The organism is Rufibacter sp. LB8 (genome assembly GCF_014876185.1).
Classification (GTDB): Bacteria; Bacteroidota; Bacteroidia; order Cytophagales; family Hymenobacteraceae; genus Nibribacter.
Window position 1 is genome coordinate 1,600,185 of record NZ_JADALJ010000001.1, and the last position, 23,130, is coordinate 1,623,314.

The 23,130-nt window shown below is 50.4% G+C and carries 21 protein-coding genes and 1 tRNA gene; 8 read left to right on the top strand and 14 right to left on the bottom strand.

Going from position 1 to position 23,130, the window contains the following annotated elements; all coding sequences use genetic code 11:
* Positions 1 to 5: 5 nt before the first annotated feature.
* The 13 genes from IMY23_RS06890 to IMY23_RS06950 all read right to left on the bottom strand — a co-directional run bounded on the left by IMY23_RS06890 (position 6) and on the right by IMY23_RS06950 (position 12,063).
* Positions 6 to 713 carry a lycopene cyclase domain-containing protein gene (locus tag IMY23_RS06890; protein ID WP_192821377.1) on the bottom strand — a complete coding sequence of 236 codons (708 nt, stop codon included), beginning with the start codon at positions 711 to 713 and terminating at the stop codon, positions 6 to 8.
* Positions 710 to 1,243, bottom strand: coding sequence for a hypothetical protein (locus tag IMY23_RS06895; protein WP_192821378.1), 534 nt, complete (start codon positions 1,241 to 1,243; stop codon positions 710 to 712). Before IMY23_RS06895 ends, IMY23_RS06890 begins: the two co-directional genes overlap by 4 nt.
* A complete protein-coding gene (locus IMY23_RS06900; RefSeq protein ID WP_192823707.1) occupies positions 1,243 to 2,076 on the bottom strand; it encodes a phytoene/squalene synthase family protein in 834 nt (277 codons plus the stop codon). Before IMY23_RS06900 ends, IMY23_RS06895 begins: the two co-directional genes overlap by 1 nt.
* Positions 2,077 to 2,094: 18 nt before the next feature.
* On the bottom strand, positions 2,095 to 3,603 hold the full coding sequence (locus IMY23_RS06905; protein ID WP_192821379.1) for an NAD(P)/FAD-dependent oxidoreductase: 1,509 nt from the start codon (positions 3,601 to 3,603) through the stop codon (positions 2,095 to 2,097).
* A 125-nt stretch (positions 3,604 to 3,728) separates the two neighbouring features.
* Positions 3,729 to 4,241, bottom strand: a complete 513-nt coding sequence (locus IMY23_RS06910) for an RNA polymerase sigma factor (RefSeq protein ID WP_192821380.1) — start codon at positions 4,239 to 4,241, stop codon at positions 3,729 to 3,731.
* A 301-nt stretch (positions 4,242 to 4,542) separates the two neighbouring features.
* The gene (locus tag IMY23_RS06915; protein ID WP_192821381.1) at positions 4,543 to 5,424 is read right to left on the bottom strand and encodes a MerR family transcriptional regulator; all 882 of its coding nucleotides are present in this window, start codon (positions 5,422 to 5,424) and stop codon (positions 4,543 to 4,545) included.
* A gap of 29 nt (positions 5,425 to 5,453) precedes the next feature.
* Complete coding sequence (locus IMY23_RS06920) at positions 5,454 to 5,906, bottom strand: sterol desaturase family protein (protein WP_192821382.1); 453 nt, start codon at positions 5,904 to 5,906, stop codon at positions 5,454 to 5,456.
* A gap of 149 nt (positions 5,907 to 6,055) precedes the next feature.
* Positions 6,056 to 6,391, bottom strand: a complete 336-nt coding sequence (locus tag IMY23_RS06925) for a DUF86 domain-containing protein (protein WP_192821383.1) — start codon at positions 6,389 to 6,391, stop codon at positions 6,056 to 6,058.
* Positions 6,360 to 6,695 carry a nucleotidyltransferase family protein gene (locus IMY23_RS06930; RefSeq protein ID WP_192821384.1) on the bottom strand — a complete coding sequence of 112 codons (336 nt, stop codon included), beginning with the start codon at positions 6,693 to 6,695 and terminating at the stop codon, positions 6,360 to 6,362. The genes IMY23_RS06925 and IMY23_RS06930 overlap by 32 nt, the downstream gene beginning before the upstream one ends.
* 129 nt (positions 6,696 to 6,824) lie before the next feature.
* The gene (locus tag IMY23_RS06935) at positions 6,825 to 7,628 is read right to left on the bottom strand and encodes an enoyl-CoA hydratase/isomerase family protein (RefSeq protein WP_192821385.1); all 804 of its coding nucleotides are present in this window, start codon (positions 7,626 to 7,628) and stop codon (positions 6,825 to 6,827) included.
* Between the two features lie 198 nt (positions 7,629 to 7,826).
* On the bottom strand, positions 7,827 to 9,938 hold the full coding sequence (locus IMY23_RS06940; RefSeq protein WP_192821386.1) for a ComEC/Rec2 family competence protein: 2,112 nt from the start codon (positions 9,936 to 9,938) through the stop codon (positions 7,827 to 7,829).
* Positions 9,931 to 10,362, bottom strand: a complete 432-nt coding sequence (locus tag IMY23_RS06945; RefSeq protein ID WP_192821387.1) for a GNAT family N-acetyltransferase — start codon at positions 10,360 to 10,362, stop codon at positions 9,931 to 9,933. Before IMY23_RS06945 ends, IMY23_RS06940 begins: the two co-directional genes overlap by 8 nt.
* 657 nt (positions 10,363 to 11,019) lie before the next feature.
* On the bottom strand, positions 11,020 to 12,063 hold the full coding sequence (locus tag IMY23_RS06950) for a PhoH family protein (RefSeq protein ID WP_192821388.1): 1,044 nt from the start codon (positions 12,061 to 12,063) through the stop codon (positions 11,020 to 11,022).
* A 110-nt stretch (positions 12,064 to 12,173) separates the two neighbouring features.
* On the opposite strand from IMY23_RS06950, the gene IMY23_RS06955 reads away from it, so the two are divergent.
* From IMY23_RS06955 to IMY23_RS06990, 8 genes are all read left to right on the top strand, one after another.
* Entirely contained in the window at positions 12,174 to 12,953 is a 780-nt protein-coding gene (locus IMY23_RS06955; RefSeq protein ID WP_192821389.1) for an S-adenosyl-l-methionine hydroxide adenosyltransferase family protein, read from the top strand.
* A gap of 499 nt (positions 12,954 to 13,452) precedes the next feature.
* Positions 13,453 to 13,743, top strand: a complete 291-nt coding sequence (locus IMY23_RS06960) for a putative quinol monooxygenase (protein ID WP_192821390.1) — start codon at positions 13,453 to 13,455, stop codon at positions 13,741 to 13,743.
* 119 nt (positions 13,744 to 13,862) lie between these two features.
* Positions 13,863 to 14,402, top strand: a complete 540-nt coding sequence (locus tag IMY23_RS06965) for an iron-sulfur cluster co-chaperone HscB C-terminal domain-containing protein (protein ID WP_192821391.1) — start codon at positions 13,863 to 13,865, stop codon at positions 14,400 to 14,402.
* Positions 14,403 to 14,429: 27 nt separating this feature from the next.
* Positions 14,430 to 14,510: transfer RNA gene (locus IMY23_RS06970), tRNA-Leu, on the top strand.
* A 283-nt stretch (positions 14,511 to 14,793) separates the two neighbouring features.
* Positions 14,794 to 15,612 carry a hypothetical protein gene (locus tag IMY23_RS06975; protein WP_192821392.1) on the top strand — a complete coding sequence of 273 codons (819 nt, stop codon included), beginning with the start codon at positions 14,794 to 14,796 and terminating at the stop codon, positions 15,610 to 15,612.
* A 269-nt stretch (positions 15,613 to 15,881) separates the two neighbouring features.
* Positions 15,882 to 17,132: a PQQ-dependent sugar dehydrogenase gene (locus IMY23_RS06980; protein ID WP_192821393.1), complete on the top strand. Its 1,251-nt coding sequence runs from the start codon at positions 15,882 to 15,884 to the stop codon at positions 17,130 to 17,132.
* Positions 17,133 to 17,393: 261 nt separating this feature from the next.
* Positions 17,394 to 18,872, top strand: a complete 1,479-nt coding sequence (locus IMY23_RS06985) for a site-specific DNA-methyltransferase (RefSeq protein ID WP_192821394.1) — start codon at positions 17,394 to 17,396, stop codon at positions 18,870 to 18,872.
* Positions 18,873 to 18,959: 87 nt separating this feature from the next.
* Entirely contained in the window at positions 18,960 to 19,529 is a 570-nt protein-coding gene (locus tag IMY23_RS06990) for a hypothetical protein (RefSeq protein WP_192821395.1), read from the top strand.
* A gap of 133 nt (positions 19,530 to 19,662) precedes the next feature.
* Here IMY23_RS06990 and IMY23_RS06995 read toward each other — a convergent pair whose 3' ends face one another.
* Positions 19,663 to 22,644 (bottom strand): PAS domain-containing sensor histidine kinase, encoded by a 2,982-nt coding sequence (locus IMY23_RS06995; RefSeq protein WP_192821396.1) that lies wholly within the window; start codon positions 22,642 to 22,644, stop codon positions 19,663 to 19,665.
* Positions 22,645 to 23,130: the final 486 nt, after the last annotated feature.

Below are 23,130 nucleotides of genomic sequence, written 5' to 3' on the forward strand. Positions count from 1 at the left end.
AGAACCTAAACAGTTTCAAGAACGGGAATGTTTGCGAGGCGCTCGGCTTTTTGTTTGAAGCCTTCATATAAGATAATGACAAGCAGCAGCATCAGCATAGAATACATGGTATCTTCCACCGGAATAGTGCTGATGCGCAGGCCCACGTTATGGGCATTGTTGTACCACACCACCGGCAGCGCCGTGAGCACGCCGTTCACCAGCAGAAATGGCACCAAGTGCACCACATAGGCCAGATAAAACCGACCCATTTTCTTGTACCGGAAGCGCCAATAATAGATTAAGAGCAAAATAGGAACCAGCAGACAGGTGAGCATGGTGTACCAACGCCCCCAGAAAACCACGGCTACTATTAAATTCAGCACCACCAAGATCCAGGTGATGTACGGCGAATAGGGTTGCAGCCACTCTTTGCGCACATATTCATTCAGGCATTCATAAATGAACACGCAGGCATAGGGCACGGTAATGAAGAACAATACTTCCTCCAGCGGAAGGTTGAAAAAGTAAATGCCCACCAGATAATCAGGATTAAAGCCCCAGACGCCGTGGTCTGTAAAGGCAATGTCCCAGGAAATAAAGCAGAACGCCGAAATGGCCATGGCCGGAAACAGGTGCCGCCAGTTGGTATAGAAATGGACGCGGCGGTCAAACGAGAGCGCCAGTGGAAAAAAAATGGTAAAAATGTTTAAATAGAGATAAACGTAGGTCATAGTTTCAATTTTTCCACCTGCTCTTTTTCCTGAGCGGTGAGCAATTCTTTGCGAAGCAGGAATTCCCGCATGATCTTCACAGACTCACTGGGCATGCCCGAGCGTGGGTGCTTTAAAATGGCCGCCATGAACACCCGCTTGTCTTCTTCCAGGTGGCTGCTCATGTTCAAATAGCGTGGTATGTAATTTTCTATAGAGTAGCGCAAAAACCTAACTTCTGGGTCAGTGTTGTCTAAGGCCACGGCCTGGTCAAAAATCTGCGAACTCTGTTTTAAATACTTCAGCTTGGAATAAGGGCTCCAAGTATGTTTGGCCATAATGGCATTGGAAACGGCCTTATAGCCCATCTTGAGCGGATCTTTGCCCTGATATTTGTGCATCAGGGAGTGGAACTGCTCGGCAATCTTTTCGTCTTTAGAGGCCGTCTGGTAAAAATTCAGCAGCTTTTGATGCGCGTACGGGTCAGTGGCCTGCCAGGTGGTGGGGGCAACTACTAGGCAAAGAGTAAACAAAAGTGCGATCAGGTACATTAGATGGTATTTAGCCGGTACTTAATATACGAACTTACCAGCAGGGCGAGTTTCGTATTATCAGGCACTCTTACGCGTTCTGCCATAATTTGGGCAGCAGGAACCGCCTTTATTTTCTTAAATAGCTTTAAATAATAGATATACGCCAGGTAAACGCCCATTCTTGCACCCTTGGGCAAGGCTAAAATTCCCTGATAAGCCAGGTCAAAATCATGTTGAATGTCCTGCTCAATTTCCTCTTTGTCTTTGTTGCAGAAAGACAGGAAACTCACCTTAGGGAAGTACACGCGACCGCGGTCATGGTAATCGCTTTTGATGTCTCTCAAGAAATTCACTTTCTGGAAAGCGGCCCCTAAAGAGCAGGCCGGCGCCTTGAGGCGGGCAAACATGTCGTCATCACCTTCGCAAAAGACTTTCAGGCACATCAATCCTACCACTTCAGCGGAACCGTAGATGTATTCCTGGTACAGGTCACTGTCATATTGGTGGTCGTCCAGGTCCATGGCCATGCTCCTGAGAAAGGCATCAATAAAGGAATGGTCTATGTTATGTTGCCGCACCACCATTTGGAACGCGTGCAGCACAGGGTTCAGGCTAATCTGTTCTTCAATGGCTTGGTAGGTTTCCTGTTTGAACCGCTCCAGCAAAGCCGCTTTGTTGTGCCCGTGAAAGGTGTCTACTATTTCATCCGCGAAGCGCACAAACCCATAAATGGCATAAATAGCGTCATGAAACTTAGGGTGCAAGGTTTTGATACCCAAGGTAAAGGAGGTGCTGTAGCGCTGCGTGATCAGCTTGCTGCACTCCAGGGTGGTGGTATCAAACAGGTTCATGGGGGTTTGCATGGCAGATCAGGCGGTTAAGGGTACTGGGCGCGGCGCAAATTCTTTCACCACTTCTGCGGCCACCACTTGCCCGGAGATTAACGACGGCGGCACGCCCGGGCCGGGCACCGTCAATTGCCCGGTGTAAAACAGGTTCTTTACTTTCTTGCTTTTGAGGCTGGGCTTCAAAATAGCCGTTTGCGTGAGCGTGTTGGCCAAGCCGTAAGCATTGCCCTTGAAGGCGTGGTAATCTGCGATGAAATCACGGTGCGCATAGCTTCGGTTATAAACCACGTGGGAGCGTACGTCTTGACCCGTGAGCCGCTCCAAACGCTCCATGACCAAGTGGTAGTAATAGTCACGGGTTTCAGCTTTGTCTTCCAGGTCTGGGGCCACGGGAATCAGCACAAACAGATTTTCCATGCCTTCTGGCGCCACCGTGTCATCTGTCTTAGACGGCATCGACACGTAGAAAAGCGGTCTTTTAGGCCAGGCCGGATTGGTGTAAATCTCCTGGCCGTGCGGCCCGAAGTCTTCGTCAAAAAACAGGTTATGGTGCAGCAGGCCGGTCAGTTTCTTATTCACGCCCAAATAGAAAATCAACGAGGACGGGGCCATTACGCGGCTTTGCCAGTATTTCTCAGTATAGCTTTGTAAGGCAGGCGGCAGAAGCTTGGTCTCAAAATGGTGGTAATCGGCACCGCCAATTACTACATCAGCTGCATATTCGCCTTTGCTGGTAATGACTTTGGAAATGCTTTCGCCCTCAAACTCCAGGCGCGTGACCTCTTCGCCCAGTTTCATTTCAACGCCTAATTCCTGCGCCAATTTCACCATGCCTTCCACAATCTTGTGCATGCCGCCTTTGGGGTACCAGGTGCCTAAACTTAAATCTGCGTAGTTCATAAGGCTGTAAAGCGCCGGCGTGTTCTCTGGCAACGCGCCCAGGAACAACACCGGGAACTCCATCAACTGAATCAGCTTGGGGTGCCTGAAATACTTGCGCACGTGTTTAGACATGCTCTGAAACACATCCAATCGCAGCACATCTACCATCAACTTCACGTTGGCGAACTCCGTCACCGACCGGCTGGGTTTGTACACCAGTTGGTTGATACCCACCTCGTATTTATAAGCGGCCTGTTTCAGGAATTTACGAAGTTGCAAAGCTACCCCAGGTTCCAGTTCCTCAAACATGGCTTCCAACTCCGCCATTTGGGCCGGAATAGGCAATACATCGCCTTCGCCGAACAAAACCTGATAAGATGGGTCCAGGCGTACCAAATCATAATAGTCAGACACCTTCTTCCCGAATTTCTGGAAGTAATGCTCAAACACGTCGGGCATCCAATACCAACTGGGGCCCATGTCAAAGGTGAAGCCTTGGGCGCTGAAAACCCGGGCGCGGCCACCAGCTACCTCGTTTTTCTCCAGGCAAGTCACGGCATACCCGGCCTGGGCCAGGCTAGACGCCGCCGAAAGGCCGGCAAAGCCCGCCCCAATCACCACTGCATTTTTCCCGGGAAGTTTGGACATGTAAAGGTATAATGGAATTAGAAAGCCACCTCTTGGCAAAAAATGGCTTTGGGTCAAAATATAGCTGAAACAATATACGCATATTTCTGGGATATTGGTTCAGGAAGCGGGGCGTTCTGCTTAAATCAATCGCCGTAGGCGTAGACGTGCAATTGGCCTTTGAGTTCTTTGCGGGCCAGGTGAATGCGGTTCTTCACGGTTCCTATGGGCAATTGCAGCTGCTCGGCAATCTCCAGGTACTTGTAGCCCACGTAGTACATCATAAACGGAATCCGGAATTCTTCCTGCAGGTTTTCAATGGCGGCGTAAATATCATTGAGGGCGAAATCACCGGAGGCACGGTTGGAGGTGACCATGCGGTCATCTTTGGAATATTGAATGTACTCCGTGGTGTCTAAGGTGCTGGTTCGTTTGGTGACCTTGTTGTAGTTGTTGATGAAGGTGTTGCGCATGATGGTGTATAACCACGCCTTTAGATTGGTGCCCGCCCTGAATTTCTCACGGTTCACAAACGCCTTCAGCAGCGTTTCCTGAACCAAATCCTTGGCATCGTCCGCATCGCGGGTAAGGTTATAGGCAGCTGGCCGAAGGGTGGGCGCCATTTTCTCTACAACGGAAGTAAAATCTAAGGCTGTCATATTGTTTAACGTTTGGTGTAAAACATTAAACAATAGTACGGGCTATTTTAAATAAACGCTAATTTCTGTTTAACTTTTTTACACAAATCTTTATCAAAATTATTTATCAGACTTAAAGCTGGCTCAATAATCATTTACTCAAGATTACAGAAGGCCTTTTAAAAGATAAAGGGCGAAATAAAAATTCCCGTTTTCGGGCTCATTTCTGAAAATGAGCCCGAAAACGGGAAGTAAGTTACGGATGCTGCTCCAGCTTTGTAGAAGGTTTCTCTTTATAAGTTAAACAGAAGAACCTTTGCTGTTATTTCACCAACCAGGCATCTAAGGCATCCAGGGTTTTTAAATAGTGGGTGGTTTTGGGGAACGCGCCTTCCGGGTAATATTGCAGAATGGCACCGGTGATCAAAATTTCTTTCACGTTCACGGTTTCATTGAGCTGCTCCAAATATTCCACCACCGTCATTTTCTGCATGGCTGAAGTGAACACGGTGAACAGAAATTCGGCTTTGAATTGATTGGCGGCGCGTTGCACATCTACCAACGGCAAGTGCTGCCCCAGATACAAAGTCTGGTAGCCTTTGGCCCGAAACAAGTAATGCCCATACAACAAAGCCAGTTCATGCAATTCGCCTTCTGGCAAAAATAAAATCACGCGCGGGGCCGCCTGGTTTTGCGGCAGGGGCAGTGCGTCAATGGCCACCAGCATTTTCTGCCTGATCAACTGACTCATGAAATGCTCATGCGCCGGCGTAATGTTGGCGGTTTGCCACAGCAGCCCAATCTTGTGCAGAAACGGGTAAATCACGGTTCTCACCGCGCCCGTGAAACCCAAGGTCAGAATCACCCGGCTCAGCACGCGTTCAAACAGGGCTTCGTCCAATTCCACCATGGCCACAATGAGCTGATTGATGAACTGCTCCTGCCCTAGCTCGTTTTCAGTGAGTTTGAGTACTTCCTCGGCTACCTGGCTGGGCGGCAGTTGGGCTATCTTGGAGATTTTATAGCCTTCTTGGTATAAAAGCGCTACGTTGAGCAGGTTCTTGAGGTCGGCGTCATCATAGTACCTGATGTTGGTATCAGTGCGTTTGGGTTGCAGCAGGTTGTAGCGCTGTTCCCAGATGCGTAAGGTATGGGCCTTTATGCCCGAAAGATGTTCCAACTCCTTGATAGAGTAATGCGCCACAGCAGAGATTTTAAATAGAACGGGTAAAATTAACGTTTCCGGCGGGCTATGCGAAAGAATTTAGGATGGACCCAGAGCATCCCGAAGGACTCTGACCCATCTCTGCCTTTGGTTTTGTGGTGTACCTTGTGCGCAATGTCTAAGGCTCTCAAGTAGGTGCTGGACGCTTTCCCAAACAACTTGATCCGGCGGTGAATCAGCAGATCATGAATGAAGAAATACGCCAACCCGTAGAGCGAAATACCGGTACCAATCCAGAACCGGTAATCCAGCTGCTCAGAGCCGTAAATAAAACAAAGCGCCGCAATGACCCCGTAGAAAGCAAAAGACAGATCATTGCGCTCAAAGGCGTGGTCATGCGGCTTGTGGTGACTTTCATGTATGTTCCACAGAAAACCATGCAACACGTATTTGTGCACCGCCCAGGCCACCACCTCCATCACTGCAAAGGTCCCTAACACTATCGCCGCGTTCGTCAGCATATCTCTGTAACCTAGTGGAGTCGGTTTTGTTTTAAAATTAAAATGTGAGGCAGGACTATTTTATTTTAGGCTCAATAATCCAAATAATAAATCATTTGAAAAGGATTTTCCCCTTGAACTCTAATATCCAAGGCCCCCTTAAAGTTGTCCTAAAGCAAACTCAACTTCTTCATTTCAAGCTTTAGCGGTTGCAGGTGACTTTCCAGAATCGCCCAAACAATGGAATTGTCTAAACTATCATACGCATGAACCAGTCTGTTTCTGAACCCTACAATCTGCCTATCATTCTTAATTTCAATGGCAGGTTCTAACTTTCTGAATTTGTTGATGGCTTCACCGATAATCACCAACTGTCTTACAACAGCACTCTGAGTTTTTCGGTCTGCTTCATACATGCTGAAGTCTGGCGTGTCTTTCGTGAAGTCCTCAATTAATTCAATAGCCATCAACACATCAGATAGATATTTCCTGCTTCTGTCCGTCATATATCAATTGCTTGGAAGCGTCAATACTTTTCCTGAGAATTGGGTTTTTAATAGAAGCATTGGTTAATAGATCCACTTTCCGTTGGAAAAACACCTCAAATTTTTCCCATAAATCCATAAGGTGTTCGCCCCTTTGCACCGGATCCTGGGTATTGAGTTCCACCAACAAATCAATATCACTGGAGCTTTCATCAAAATCATTTGTAGTGACAGACCCAAAAGCATACAGTGTTTTAACCTGATGCGATTTGCACAAGTCTAAAAACGCTGGTGTATTTCCTTTTATAGACTCCTTTAAATTCATGCCTTGAAAATATATAGTATAAATCTATTCCGGGTCCTCGCGTTTTCGGGCTCATGTCTGAAAACGAAGCCAAAAACAGAAACCCAAATCCCCTCAAAAAACTAACCACCAACAACTAATAACCACTTTCTACCAACTCAGCGGTTGCTTGTCCAGGAACGACTGGATACCGCGCTGGCAGTCTTCGGTGGCGCGGGCGAGGGCGTTGCGTTCTGCGGCGTAGTTCAGGGCATCTTTCAAAGGCATTTCCTGCACCATGGCAATCATTTCCTTGGTCACTTCCATGGACTGGCCCGAGTTCTGCGTGCAAAGCCGTTCTGCCAACTGACGCACGGTGGTGGCCAGGTCTTCGTCGGGGATCACGTCATTCACCAACCCAATCTCCTTGGCCCTTACCGCCGAAATCAAGTCTCCGGTCAAGAGCAGTTCCTTGGCACGGGCCTCCCCTATTTTTCGGAGCAGAAATATTTTGACAATGGCGGGCAGAAACCCAATCTTCACTTCTGTGTACCCAAACCGGGCACCGGGCACGGCATAGGTAAAATCACAGACCGTGGCCAGACCGCTTCCGCCGGCAATGGCGTGCCCGTGCACCTGCGCAATCACCACTTTTTTGAGCGTGTAAATCTGGTAGAAGAGCTGCATCAAGTGCGTAGAGTCTTCCAGGTTTTCCTGAAAGCTGTTGTGTTGCAGCTGTTGCAGGTATTCAAGGTCAGCGCCCGCGCAGAAAACAGCCCCGTTGGCCCGCAGCACAATCACCTTGCAGGCCTCGTCATTCTCCGCGAAGTCAAAGGCTTTTTTCAGTTCCGTCACCACTTCGGCGTTCAGCGCGTTTCGTTTCTCGGGCCGGTTCAAGGTGATGTAGGCCACGCGGTCCACGCATTCATATAAAATATAGGTAAGGGCGAGGGTTTCTTCAGTGGACGTATTCATGTCAGATAAATTCATAGCAGTATGTACGGCAGTGCACGGGGGAAAGATAAAGAAAAAATACCCGCTTTCGGCAGCAGAAACACGGTGTTTTAGCGCAGGCACCTGAGGTCAGCCGCTCCAGCAAATTGTCGGGCGCCCGTTCAGAACATGGTTTCCGTTTTTGGCTCCGTTTTCAGAAATGAACCCGAAAACGGGTTTTCACAGCCTGATGTGCCAGGCGCCATCTTCCTCCAGCAAATGCACAGTATAACCGGCTTGCTGCAGTTCTTGTTTTTTGCGCTGCACGTACCACCTGGCATTGGTCTGGTCCAGCACCACCAAGCGCGTAGAAAACATTGATTTCAACTTGTCCGGAGTTGTCCATACGTTCTGCTGCAGCACAATAGCGTCTACCTGCAGCGGTTTCTGCACTGCGCGCGGCAGTCGCTTCAGCCAGAGCAGTCGCTTGCCGCGCCAGACCAGAATTCGGTTTCCCTGATCGGTTTCATGCTGCGCGATTTCCTGTTTTTGGGCTCCGTTTTGGAAATGGGCCCCAAACCAAGCGTCTTCGTTTTTAATATCCTTCGCCCACCAGTACGGCTGCACGTTGTAGGTGAAATTCTGGGGCTGCGCCCGAAAGGCGGAGTCGGCCATGAAATGCACGCTCCTTCCTTGCACTAAACTCACCGCGCTGCTTTTCCGAACGCTATGAAGCACTAATTCCTGGGTTCGGCGCAGCCGCTGTGCCTCCGCCAATTCAGTGCCCGACAAAAAGGCCAGGCACATCACTGAAAAGGTGAGCCACGCCAACTTCCTGTAAACTAAGAACATGATGGCTGCGCCGATGAACAAGTACAGCGCCACCGTTTGGCCCGGCGTGATCACAAAACCATCTAGCACCGCGCCCGGCCAAAACTCCACTAGCAGCAGGAACTCATTCAAAATCCAGAGTAAGCCTTGCAAGACTTTCGCCAAGATAACATTTAACCCCGGCACCCAGAAAAACGCCATGAACGCCAGGCCCACATACAACCCAAGCGAAGTAGCCGGCACCGCCAACAAATTAGCCGCCCAGAAATACACCGGAAACTGATGGAAATAAAAGAGACTCAGCGGAAACGTGGCCAATTGCGCGGCCACAGAAATGGCGAACAATTCCCAGACCCAGCGCACCATGCGCCGCTCAGGGTTCCAGACTTGCAGGAATAATGGCTGCAGCAGCACAATGCCCGCCACCGCCAAAAATGACAGCTGAAACCCGACATCGAACAGGAAATTGGGCTCGTACAGCAGTAAAACCATGGCCACCACCGCCAGCGTGTTCAGAATAGACGCCTTCCGGCGAAGCACTTTGCCCAATTCCAGCAACGAAAACATGGTCACCGACCGCAGCACCGACGCCGACATCCCAGTCACGAACGCGTAAAACCAGACCACGCCCACAATCACCAGAAACACCAGCAATTTGCCTTTCCTGCCGCGGGCCATTGGTTTCAAGAACAAGAGCAGCGCCCCGTACAGCAACCCCACGTGCATACCACTCACTGCCAGCACGTGCATGGTGCCGGTTCGGGCGTAGGCGTTTCTTGTGGCGGCGTCTAAATCATCCTGCACGCCCAGAATCAATGCCTGGGCAATGGTCAGTTCGCGTTTGGTTGGAATTTGGGCCTTAAATGCCCGCTCCAATTTCTTTCTGACTTGTAGGCTGAGCGACACCAGAAGGCTGGGCGGTTCATAGCCAATGGCTTGCCACGTGCCGTCATTCAGGTAGACTTGCCATTGAATGTGTTGCAGGCCCAGGTAGCGTTTGTAATTAAATTGATAAGGGTTGGCGGGCTCTGCGGGAGTTTGCAAGCTTCCTTTGACTAAAAGTTGCTGCCCGTATTTCAAAGAATCAGCAGACTCAGACCTGGGCAGAAACACCGCTACTTTGCCGCTGGCCTTGTACCATTTCCCGTTGGCGCGCACGGCCTGTACCTGGCCCACTGAACTCACCGAGGTCGGTTTTAAGGCCACGGATTTGCTAAACGTGATTTGATAATGCGTGATTTCCGCCAGCGGCACCGGCAGGTTAGCGGGTTTATTTTTGAGAGAAGTGCCCCAGAAAGAAACCGCCGCCACGGCTGCCAGGCCCGCTACTCCTGCCCGCGTTCTGTTTCTAGCCAACGGTTTCTGGAACGCCCGCCAGGCCAGCAGTCCAAATAGTAGCATAAAAAAAGCCGCAGCTTCCCAGGCAAATGGGAAACCGCGGCCTATGCTATGATACAGGAGAATGCCTACCACAAAACTGCCCACCAGGCGCAAGGTGCCGGTGATGACCAGTTTAGGCATATTTCTCCATTTTATAATGGTCAATGTCACATTCAGAGAACAGCTCGCCTACCTTCGTGAACCCGTGGCGGCCATAAAACGGAATGGCGTGCACCTGCGCGTGCATGTACATTTTCTTACCAGGGTGCGCGGCCTGCACGTCGGCCATCACTTTCTGCAGAATGGCGCTGCCAACTTGCTGGCTTCTGTATTCCTGAAGCACGGCAAACCGTTCCAGCTTCACGCCTTTGTCTGTGACGCGCCAGCGGGCGGTACCGCAGGGAATGCCATTGGCAGTGGCCAGGTAATGCGTGGAAGATTTTTCAAACTCGTCATACTCCTCCTCGGCGGGCACGTTCTGCTCCACCACAAACACGGTTTCTCTGATTTTGAAGGCAGCCTCCAAGTCTTGCTGGTTCTCTATCTTATGCGCGGAAATAGTCATTGGTTCTCTTTATGGAAAGGCTGCAAAAGTACGCGTTCCCTTTCTAATTCTCAGCGTCTGCGGCTTTTTCTGGCATACGCGTTTTTAGGTTTTGGGATGTGTGGTGTTGTGCATTTGCGTTTTCGGGCTCATTTCTGGAAACGAAGCCAAAAACAAGTCAATGTCTCACGCATTTCGTCCCCCTTTGAAGGGGGTTGGGGGATGATGGCTAGTGCTGATTTCATTACACTTGGCCAGTTCACAGAGAAGCCAACTTATTTGAGTAAAGGTACGGCTTACCTTTCGGTCTGTCAGGGGACCGACCAAGGGAGTGAAATGCTTTTTTTGTTTCTCTGCCGCAAGTTTAGCGAAGCGTAACTTGTGGTTTTGCAAGTTGTAAGTTTATAAACTTACGTGAGTTGATAAACTCACCAAGTGGGTAGCCACAAGTTACGCTGCCGTTAAACTTGCGGCAGATCTGTACTTGTGTAACTAAGCAATCTTTATCATCCCCCTACCCCCTTCAAAGGGGGACGGAATGCGTGAATCAACGTTGAAATTAGAAAATTTCAGCAAAACCAAGACAAACAAAAAAGAGCGTTTTCAGGCTCATTTCTGAAAATGAGGCCGAAAACGCTCTTTGTGAAATTTCCCTTAAACAGGGAAATAAAAACTCAGTTAATCATCATAGCGCCGGAAGTTCTGGCGGCGGCGCGGGGCGTCCTGGTTGTCGGTGTCGCCGGACTTTTCGCGCTCTTCACGGTCTTTCTGGCGTTTCTCGTCAAATTTGGTGTAGGCTTCCACAATGTTTTTCACCAGGCGGTGACGCACCACGTCTTCAGACGCCATTTCTACGAAACCGATACCTTTGATGTCTTTGAGCACGGTCATCGCCTCAATCAGGCCGGAGCGTTGGTTGCGCGGCAAGTCAATCTGGGTGCGGTCGCCGTTGATCATCACTTTAGACGTAGGGCCCATACGGGTCATGAACATCTTGATTTGCATGGGCGTAGTGTTTTGGGCTTCGTCTAGCAAAACAAACGCGTTGTTCAAGGTACGGCCGCGCATGTAGGCCAAAGGGGCTATTTCTATGATTTTGTTTTCATAGTAATACTTCAGCTTTTCTACCGGAATCATTTCTTCCAGGGCGTCATAGATGGGCCGTAGATACGGGTCAATCTTGTCTTTCATGTCGCCGGGCAAGAAACCCAGGCTTTCACCGGCTTCCACCACGGGGCGCGAAATGATGATTTTCTTGACTTCTTTGTTTTTGAGTGCGCGCACGGCCATGGCCACCGAGATAAACGTTTTACCGGTACCGGCGGGGCCCATGGCAAAGATTAAATCGTTCTTGGCGATGGCTTCTACCAAACGGTGCTGGCTGGGGTTTTTGGCCTTGATCACGCCGCCCTTGCTGCCGTACACAATCACATCTGGGCTGGTGATGACCACATCGTCCTCAAAGTCATTGTCGGCGGCCAGGAATTTATGCACGCTCTTATCTGTGATTTTGCCGTACTGGTGGTAATGCTCAATCAAAGAAGACAGGATTTCGTGGATTTTGGTGATCTCGGGGGTTTGGCCCTGGATTTTGATCTCGTTGCCGCGCGAGATGATTTTGCTGCTGGGGAACGCGGCGGCCAATTGTTTGATGTTCTGATTTTCGAGGCCCAGGAAATCTATAAGTGAGATATTCTCCAGGGTAATAGTTTTTTCTACCAAAGGCTATATCAGGTTTAAAAGTAGGTTTATGCGTGCTTCTACTGAAAATGTAGTAGTTTTGTTTTAAGACAAATATAGGAATATTTAAGTTCTTCTCACCGACCGCCACCATGGGTTTTCTCACGTTTTTATCAGACTTCGGCACTACTGACCACTACGTAGCCGCCGTAAAAGCTAAAATACTGACGCTCAACCCAGAGCAAGTGATTGTAGACATTTCGCACCACGTGGAGCCCTTCAATATTGCCCACGCGCTGCACGTGATCAACTCCGTGTACCAAGACTTCCCGGAGGGCACGGTGCACCTCCTGGCGGTGGACACGCACGGCACCAAGAACGGCCGCTACCAGGCCGCGCTCTACAAAGGCCATTATTTTGTCTGCGCCGACAACGGTTTGCTTTCCTTGATCACCGAGAACGACCCGCGCCAGTTGGTGGATTTGCCGGCCCAACCAGATTCCTCGTCGCCCTGCCGTGATATTATGGCCCCCGCAGCGGTGGGCCTGGCCAACGGCGCCAACATGGCCGAGGTAGGCGAACTGGCCGAAGACATGGTGCAGCGCATTAACCGCCAGCTTCGGCTTAACGACCACTCCATTATTGGCCATGTGGTACACGTAGACCACTACGGCAACCTGATCACCGACATAAGCCAGGACAGCGTAGACGCCATTGGCCACGGCCGCCCCTACACCATCCAGTTCAACCGCGAAGTTATTGACCGCGTGAGCCGCCGCTACAACCAACCTGGCGAAGGCGATTGCGTGGCGCTGTTCAACCGCCAGGGTTTCCTGACCATTGGCATCAACAAAGGCCACGCCTCTGAACTGCTGGGCATGTACTTTGACTCCCGCGTAGAAGTCCATTTCACCCCAGACCCCGCTGAATAATTAATAATTGAGAATTAGGAATTAAGAATTAATTCGAAGACTGGTCCCAACGCCAATTAGACTGAAGCCATTAATGCCCAATCCCTTCTCCCGCTGGGAGAAGGTTAGGTTGAGGGCGAGTTTCTAAGCGTTTTGTTTTGATATACGCTTCTTATGCGTTTCTTAAACCTATGGTGAGAAATACCAACCCGTAGGGACAGGGCTCGACCTGTCCGCTGCGGTTGAGGTTGTCCTTTCGCTTTTTTGCCAACAAATTAGGATGATTCTCGGGAATGCTTTATAAGGAATGCGTGGTGGACAGGTCAAGCCCTGTCCCTACGAGGCTAAACTTTCCTAAACTTTACCTTTAGTTAATTTTTAGAATCCTTCGGTTCCCAAAGGGAGAGGGAATTTCACCTTCCGTTTTTGGCTTCATTTCCCGAAATGGAGCCAAAAACGCATTCTCTTCTTACCTTCGCCCTACCAATTCTTAATTCCTAATTCTTAATTTCTAATTAAAATGTTGATACGGCTAGTGCGCATGACCTTTACCGAAGAAAACGTGCCGGCGTTCCTGGAGATTTTTAAGGCGTCTAGAGACAAGATTGCGGCGTTCCCGGGTTGCAGAAGCGTGGAATTGCTGCAGGATTACCATTTGCCCCACGTGTACAGCACCTACAGCCACTGGGACTCTGACGAAGCCTTGAACCATTACCGGAAATCTGAGTTTTTCGGGAGCGTCTGGAAACCCACCAAGGCCTTGTTTTCTGAGCCCGCGCAGGCATTTTCCTTCAAGCTTGCTATGGTCTAATTTCCTTGTACTGTATCTTTCCAGTTGCAAGGCCGTGTATGTGCTTTACACACTCTGCATAACCAACGGTTAGTTGTGAGCATACATCAGAACAAATTCTTAATTCTTAATTCGTCGTCGTGAACTACTTTGAATTTTACCAGATACCGGAAAGCTTCTTGCCCGACGAGATAGCCATTCAGACCAAATACTACGCCCTGAGCCGCGAGTTCCACCCAGATTTCTACACGCTGGAGCCCCAGGAGAAGCAGCAGGAAATTCTGGAGAAGTCCACGCTCAACACCAACGCCTACAAAACGCTCTCCCACGTTGACCGCCGCATGCAGTACATTCTGGAACAGCACGGCCTGTTGGAGGAAGGCGGCCAGAACGACCTGCCCCAGGATTTCCTGATGGAGATGATGGAACTGAACGAGCAACTGATGGACCTGGAAATGGACTTTGATAGGCTGCAGTTTAAGGTGGTGGCAGACCAAACCCAGGAAATAGAGGGCGCGCTCAAAGCCAGCATCTGGCCCGTGCTGGAAACCTATGAAAGTTTACCACCTGATTCTCAGAAAGAAGCCCTGTTGCAGGTAAAAAATTATTACCTAAAACAGCGCTACCTCTTGCGAATCAAAGAATCATTGAATAAGTTTGCACCCACTTCAGACGAATAAACCTTCTGAAGCTACCAGAGAGTACCTGCCCAGATGGCGGAATTGGTAGACGCGTTGGTCTCAAACACCAATATCTTTGATGTGCCGGTTCGACTCCGGCTCTGGGTACTCCAGCCACATAGAAAGCCTTGTAACTTAATACGTTGCAAGGCTTTTTTGTTTTCAGGGGAGGTTTTTATACCAAATGCTCCTCCCTTCAGAAGTGTTGTCTTCTATTTAATAACAATGGCTGATAATTTTGAAAGTATAAACGTCAGGTAAAGAACTGAACTCACAAGGCCTCCACGATCACCCTAATTTTTAAAATAACCAGAACCGTCTTTTTTAGGTTTAACAAGCAGGGCGCCAGGGAAAACTGTCCGCTCGCCACCTAACCCTATGCCGTTCCTCTATGAAAAATAGCAAAACCTTGGCCATGCTGAATCTGGTGTTCTTTTTGGTACACCTGGCGCCGTCGCAGTTATCACAGTTGGGGATGTTCAACAACCAAACCATTGGTGATGTCTCAGACAAATACCCGGCGCTGTTTACGCCCGCGGGCCTCACCTTCTCCATTTGGGGCGTCATTTACCTGGGGCTTTCCATTTTCTGCGTGTACCATTTGATCAAAGCCTACAAAGCCCCAGAAACGCATGAGGCCAACCAAGACTTGCAGCGGCTGGGGTATTTGTTTATGGTGAACAACCTGGCTACCGGGGCCTGGACCATTGCCTGGGTAAAGGAATGGTTGGTGCTATCTGTGGTGTTGATTTTTATTCAGTTGGGCACGCTGCTGGCCATGCACCTGCGGCTGGGGATTTTCAACGCGGGCCGGTCGGCGGCGGCCAGGTGGTGCACCATGGTTCCGCTGAGTTTGTATTTCGGCTGGATTATGATTGCCACGGTGGCCAATACCAGTTCTGCCCTGGCAGGCCTTGGGTGGGACGGCTTCGGGATTTCAGCAGGCACCTGGACGGTGATTATGGTTGCGGTGGCCACCAGTATTGTGACCTTTGTGGTACTCTCCCGCACCAACCCGTATGTGGGGTTGGTTGGCGTTTGGGCCTTGTACGGCATCATCTTAAAACACCAGACCTTGAACGCCGAAGCCAGTTCCACAATAATCACCACGGCGTGGGTGGGCTTGGCTATAGTGGCCGTGGCTACCCTGTTTATTTTCCTGAAAAATATGAAAGTTGCCAGCACTTCACCGCATCAAACGGCTCTTTAAGTCTCGTTCTTACTTCGTTTTTAATCTTTCTTTTAAAGTCGAATTGGAAGCCGTGGAAGGAAACAAGATCTTGGTGTGAGGCCATTTGGCATGTTTTGAGCCTTCCCAAATACACCACCGGCAAAGCCCTTGTAAATAGCTATTGTTGAGCGTATTCTGAATTGGGTTAACCAAAACGGCGCACCTCTAGTAAAAGTACTGAGTCACAAGCAGAAACAGTTTGAGATAAAACTGGTTTATCTGTGAGTTCCCTTAATCTTAGACTACCTATGAAAATCACACAAAATTTAGTTGCCAGCGGCTTACTGTTGGCAGTGTTGGGCTTTGGCTGCAAAAGCACCGAAGACAACCAGGACACTGTAGCCACCAACACCACCAATGCCTGCACCCCGTTAGAGACGCGCACCGCCAACTCCCCAGACCAGAAACCAGCCTTTGCCGGACAAACCCGTGCCTGCGCCATGACCTCTACCACCGCATTTCAGGTAGAGACCTTGGCCACCGGGCTGGAGAAACCCTGGGCCGTGGAACCCTTGCCCAACGGCACCTTATTGGTCACTGAGAAGCCGGGCCGGTTGCGCATCGTGTCGGCTACGGGTCAGGTGGGGCCAGCCATTAACGGGCTACCGGCCGTAGACCCGCGGGGCCAGGGCGGCTTGCTGGATGTGGCCTTGAGCCCATCGTTTAGCTCAGACAGGACTATTTACTGGAGTTTTACAGAGCCTCGGGCAGATGGCAACGGCACCAGCGTGGCCCGCGGCGTTTTAAGCCAGAACAACCAGGCCCTGGAACAAGTGCAGGTAATTTTCAGGGTGACGCCGTCTTACACCAACAATATGCACTACGGCTCGCGCATCGCGTTTGGGCCAGACAACATGCTGTACCTAACCACCGGCGAACGTTCTGACCTGGCCACCCGTCCGCAGGCCCAGCAGATGAACAGCCACCTGGGCAAAATCATGCGCATCAACCCGGCCACCGGCGCCGCGCCCCAAGACAATCCCTTCGTTAACCAATCTGGTTCAAAACCCGAAATATGGAGCGTAGGCCACCGCAACGTCCAGTCGGCGGCGTTTGACCAGAACGGCCGGCTGTGGGTAGTGGAAATGGGCCCGCAGGGCGGCGATGAATTGAACCTGGTGGAGAAAGGCAAAAACTACGGATGGCCTTTAGTCACTTACGGCGAAGAATACAGCGGTGCTCCTATCCCCAACGCCGTGACTCAGAAAGCCGGTTTTGAGCAGCCCGTGTATTATTGGGACCCGGTGATTGCCCCGTCTGGTGCGCAGTTCTACACCGGCTCGGCGTTCCCGGAATGGCGCGGCAACCTGTTTGTGGGCAACATGAAAGACCGCCGCCTGGTGCGCCTGAAAATTGAAAACGGCAAAGTCACCGGCGAAGAACATATGCTAGCCGACAAAGACAAACGCATCAGAGACGTACGCCAAGGCCCAGACGGCGCCCTGTACCTGGTCACCGATGAAACCAACGGCCAACTCTGGAAAATCTCCCCGCGCTAAATAGTTGAATTTTCTGTTTTCCCATTTATAATGATTCTGCATTTCCGTTTTTGGCTTCGTTTCCAGAAATGAGGCCGAAAACAGAAATAAATCACACCTACGTTTAAAACCAGAAAGGAGTAGCGGTTGCTGCTCCTTTCTGGTTTTATTGCGTTTTGTATTCTTAGGCACCGCTGCAAAATTCTTGTAAGCTGGCCTGCCTAAGCACTCGCCAACAGAAAATCATGTAAATTCAGGTTTTCAACCGCAGCAGATTTCAGCATGGCAGGCGCTACAGGATTTTCTTCGTCAGAACACCTTCTCCAGCAGGTACAAACCTTGGTACCAGAGGCTTTTACCCCAAACGGAAAACTGAACGTGGAGCATTTACAAACCCTGCTGGGTACCGGAGTGGTAGATTCTTCTGAAGCCTATGGGTTAACCTGGCCAGGCAAGGCCGCCGCCTACCATGAGGCCCAGACGCCAGCCCAATCATGGCTCATGCCCTGCCCCCAGGAATCTGCTGACTGGGAAAACGCGCCCCATACCTTTATAGAAGGCGAAAACCTGGAGGTCTTGAAACTCCTGCAGCCAACCCATGCCGGCAAAGTAAAAGCCATTTACATTGACCCGCCGTACAACACGGGATCAGACAGTTTCATTTACGCAGATCGTTTCGCCGAAACTCGCAAAGCTTACCAACATCGGGCCGGGAAAGCAAAAAACACCAGTGGTAATGGACACTACCACGCCAACTGGCTCAGCATGATGCTGCCCCGGCTGGTGCTGTCCAGAAACCTGCTGCGCGAAGACGGCCTTCTGTTTGTGAGCATTGATGACCATGAAGTGGCGCAGCTCAAGCTGGTATTAGATGAAGTGTACGGCGAAGAGAATTACATTGATATTTTCTGCTGGGCCAAGTCTGAGACGCCCGCCAATCTCTCCAAAAAAAGCAAGAAAGTGGTGGAGTACGTGCTCTGCTACCAGAAAAAGAAATCAGACCAAACGTTTACCGGCGTCCGAAAAAGCAGCCCCAGTTCCAACGGCCTTTTAAACCAGACCAACAAGCTGAACACGCTCACCTTCCCGGCCCACCATGTTACTACCCGCCTGCCCAACGGTCCGCTACTCAAAGGCAGATACGGCACCAAAAGCTACACCATTGACTTGCTGGAAGATACCCAGGTAAAAGACGGTTTTTTCATAGAACCTGTGGTTTTACGCGCCAAATTCAAGTGGACCCAGCCCAAACTGGAAGCCGAAATTCTGAAGGGCACCAAACTGAGCATTCCTACCGCGAAACTGAGCCCCTCATATGAAAAACTGGCCTACCCTGCCGAAGTGCCGCCCAACCTCATCAACGCCAAAGTGGGCGTGGGCACCAATGAAAACGCCAGCGCCGACCTGGAGGCACTGTTCGGGGCCAAGGTGTTTGACTTCCCCAAGCCGGTGAGTTTGATCAAATACCTGTTGGGCTTCTCAGATGACCCAGACGGCCTTTTCCTGGATTTCTTTGCCGGCTCAGGGGCCACGGCGCAGGCCGTTCTGGAGATGAACCAGCAAGACCAGGGCCGCCGCAAATTCATCTGCGTCCAGTTGGCTGAACCCGTGGCTGCCTCTACCGTGGCCGCCGCCCAAGGATTTTCCACCATCTCAGAAATCACCAAAAAAAGAATAGAACTTGTGTTGTCAAGACTAGCGGAGCAGCACCCAGAAACACCGCTGGCCGGCTTTAGGTTTTACAGGCAACAACCTGCATAACTGCGCCTTCCGCTTCTGCCTAGCCATGTTTTACTGAACTGCTTCAAAATTGCTTCGTAGAAATCAGCAGTACCAAAAGCTTGCTGTATGCTGGTCCAATCCTTCCATTTTGAGGCAGCCCTCAAAGACGCTATGGCCATGGCCCAGCAAATGGTGCGCAACGGTCTGTACTCGCGGTTCAGCCTTTCTGAGGAAGCGCGCGTGGAGAAGGCTATGATTGGGTGCCTGGGCGAACTGGCCTTTGAGCATTGCCTTCACCAGCTGGGCATTCAGTTTGAGGTAGACCGCGCGGGGTTTGAACACCGCAAAGCAGATGCGTTTGACTTTAAGATTGGCGGCCGGAAGATTGACGTGAAAGTGGCCAGGAAATCTGTCTCCGGCCCACCCCAGGACAGCTGGACCTATGGCTACCCGCAGGAGCAGAAACCCCAGACCAAAGATTTTGTGGTGGTAGGCTGGGTAGATTTTGAGGCGCAGCACGTGCAGTTTTACGGCTGGACCACCGGCTTGTTCGTCAGTCAGTGCCCGGTGGTGACTCAAAACAGATTCGCCAGATTCCCCTACCGCACGCCCAACCATGAGTTCGCGTGGGGCCAACTGCACAAAAACTTCCAGCAGCTTTTCCGGCAGCTCTCACACACAGTAGCGGAATCTTAAATCTAAAACGAAAGTAAAATTCCGTTTTCGGGCTCATTTACAGAAATGAGCCCGAAAACGGAAACTTGCCTTGGTTCTCCCCCCATTCTGGTCTCTTTGAAAACACAGCAGATGAGACGAACTTGTCAAAACCTTACAACGCTGTTTGCAAACAGACATAGAAGGTGGAACCCGCGCCCGGGGTGCTCTCCACGCGTACACTTCCGCCCATGGCCTCTGCCTGGGTTTTAACCAAATAGAGCCCCAAGCCGCGCCCCGCCACGTGAAAGTGGAAGCGCTTGTACAAACCAAACAGGTTTTTGCCTTCCTTCTCCAGGTTAATTCCCAGCCCATTGTCTGTGACGGCAAGGCACAGCTGCCGGTTTTCCTCGGTCCAATGGGCGGTGATTTTAATCTGTAGAGGCCGGTCCAGTGACTTGTACTTGACAGCGTTAGACAACAGGTTAGACACAATGCTGCTCACGTAACTTCGCACAGAGTCAATTTCATCAATGCCGTTGAGTTCCACCTGCACTTCTTGAATGCTGTCGGCGGGCAAGCCCTGCAAGGCCTGGTCCACCACCGTAGCCAAAGAAACTTTGTCGCGGGCCTCCAGCAGGCCGCCCTGCAGACTCAACAAATCATTCAGGTCTCTGATGATGGCATCCAGGTTTTGGGCGGTGAGTTTCAGGCGGTCGGTTAGGCCTTTCTGCATATCCACGTTGCCCCCAGAACTCAACAGCGAGGTAAGCCCCAGAATGTTGGCCACCGGCGAGCGCAGGTTGTGTGACACAATGTAGGTGAACTGCTGCAAGTGGTGGTTGCGGCGCAACAATTCATCGGTGAGTTTGATGCGTTCCTCCTCGGCAATTTTCTGGTCTGTGATCACGGTTTCGATCACAATGAATTTTTTGGCTCCGCCCGAATGCTCATCAATGATAGGTGTCACATCCAATTTAGACCAGTAAATTTCCCCGAAGCGGTTCCGGTTCTGCACTTCCTGCACAAAGGGCTGGTCAAAGGTCAATTTCTGCCGGATGGCGCTCACTTTCTCTCTGTTAGTGGAGGGACCCGCCAGAAAATCGCCAGGTTTTCGGCCTTTTACTTCTTCTAAGGTGTAGCCCGAGATGCGCGTGAACCCGTCATTCACCCATTCTATGCAGGCTTCCTCATCTGTGATGTACACCGAGTTCACCGTTTTGCTGGCCACCAAAGACAGTTTCTTGAGTTCGGCCTCCACGGCTTTACGGGCGTTTATGCCTTTGATGTAGACAGACAACCCTTCGTGTGATGGGTACACGCTCACGTCCAGCCACATGCCCAGCACTGCTACAAAAGCCTCAAATTGAATTGGCCTCTTTTCCTGCAGCGCCAGGTCAAACTGCTGGTAGAACACTTCATACTGGTCTTTGGGGTAGAGATTTCTAATATCCCTGCCGTACAGTTCCTCGCCGTCTACGTGCATGGCTTTCTCAAACTGATGGTTCACGTAGGTGAAGCACCAGGCCTTGTCTAAGGTAAAGAAGCCATCTTTAATACTTTCCAGGATGTTGTTGAGGCGGCTGGCGGTCTGTGACAGAAGTTTCTGCTGCTTTTTGTTGAGAGTGATGTCTTTGGCAATACCGTGCACGCCCAGCAACTGCCCGTTCACTACCACCGGTACTTTGGTGATGGCCAAATGTATTTCCTGGCCCTTGGCGTTTAAGACTATGAGCTCAGAGGTTCTGGAGTCGCCCGCCAGGCATTTATGAAACTCCTGAATGGCCACTTCCAGCCAGTCTGGGTGCAGCAACTCCACAAAATTCATCTGCAACAGCTGCTCTTCTGTATACCCGCTCTTCGCCACGGTGGCCGCATTCACAGAAGTAAAGAAGCCTTCAGTGTTTAAAGAGTAGACGCAGTCTGGGTTGTTCTCAAAGAGCGCTTTGTATTTTTTCTCGTTCAGTTCCAGCTGGTGCTGGTAGGCCAACCGCTCACTTATGTCTCTGGAATTAATGATGATGCCGTTGATGGAAGGAATATGAAAGCAGTTTACTCCTTTGGTTTCCACCCAGCGCCATTCGCCGCATTTGGTCTTAAACCTGAAAGGAGGCGTCTGTGATTCCATGCCCAGCAGTACTTTTTCAAACTGCTGCTGCACCGCTGGCAGGTCTTCTGGGTGAATGAAGCTGAAGGCATTAAAGCCCACCAAATCTTGCGGCTCATAGCCCAGTACATTACGCAGACTGCCACTCACATAAGAATACACTCCATTCCGGTCAATGATGCAGACCAGGTCATAGCCTTCCTGCAGCAGCGCCTCCATTTTGGTTTCATTCTCATGGTGCTTTTGCTCTATTTGAATCCTTTCTGTGATGTTGCGGGCAATGCAATAGATCTTGCCCACCTCTTTCAACAGAGAAGAGGACCAAGACAAGTAGACAGTGGAGCCATTCTTGTGCAGGTAGCGGTTCCGGAAATTGTTGGTGATGTTTTGTTCCTGTACCTGTCTGGTGTCATCAATGGTAATGGGAACATCTTCGGGGTGAATAAACTCCGTGTAGTTCTTACCAATCATCTCTTGGGCCGTGTACCCAAGAATCTGCCGGCAGGCATTGTTAATTTGCAGAATGGTGCCCTTCTGGTCAAACGTGCAGATCATGTCTGCGGAATGTTCCAGCACCAACTCCAGGTCTTTGAACGCATTCTGAAGGTCTTGCTGCTGCTCCGCTATCTTCTGCTTGGTTTTGTAATAAGTCCGCAGGTCGCGCACGTGCACGCTGGTCAGGGTCTTGTTGGCAGAATTGACGAAGGCGCGTGACTTCACCTCCACGGGAATACGGGAACCGTCTTGGTGCAGCATGTTCAATTCAGCCATGGACTGACCCGTTTGCTCCCGCTCCAGAAAAGACAGCCGCCATCTGGGGTCTTGGGGGTCGATGAGTAACGCACGGCCAAAGGTGAGCAGCTCTTCTTTTGACCTGCCGGTGAGCGAGCAGACCGCCTGGTTCACGTATAGTATGGTGCCATCTGGTTCCAGCAGCAACATAGGTTCTGGGCTATGCTCTACCAACGCATTCATGAATGCCATGTCTACCAACGCCGCAGATGAGTCAACCCCGGTTTTGGCCGAGGCAGTAATTGCGTCCTCCATCATTTTTTTCTAGTCTCTGATAACACAATCTGCTTGGGGGAGCAATAGTTTGAAAGGAAATGAAAATTTGCCACCATAAATATACTGCTTCGCCTCTTAAATAAATAGCGTCTCCTGCAAAATATTATAAAACTCCTGACCCGTCTAATAGGGATTCTATTTTTCCTCTGAATTGCACAAAACTCTTGCCTACATTCATTTACCATCACATTCAAATTACTAAACTAAACCTGAAACTGTTCACAGCGGTAATTCACCCATAATCTGCGTCTTCATTTCATCACATTTAAAGACTACACTAACGCTCCGCATGTAAACCAGAAATCTAGCTTCTTATGGCATGAACCTGCTAGTCTAACCAGAGAGGATTTCAGCCGAAATTCACCTAGCTGAGACTGAAAAATTTCTGTTTTCGGGCTCATTTCTGGAAATGAGCCCGAAAACAGAAAGAGCCACCAAATTGGCGGCTCTTTCATTACATCAGCGTCA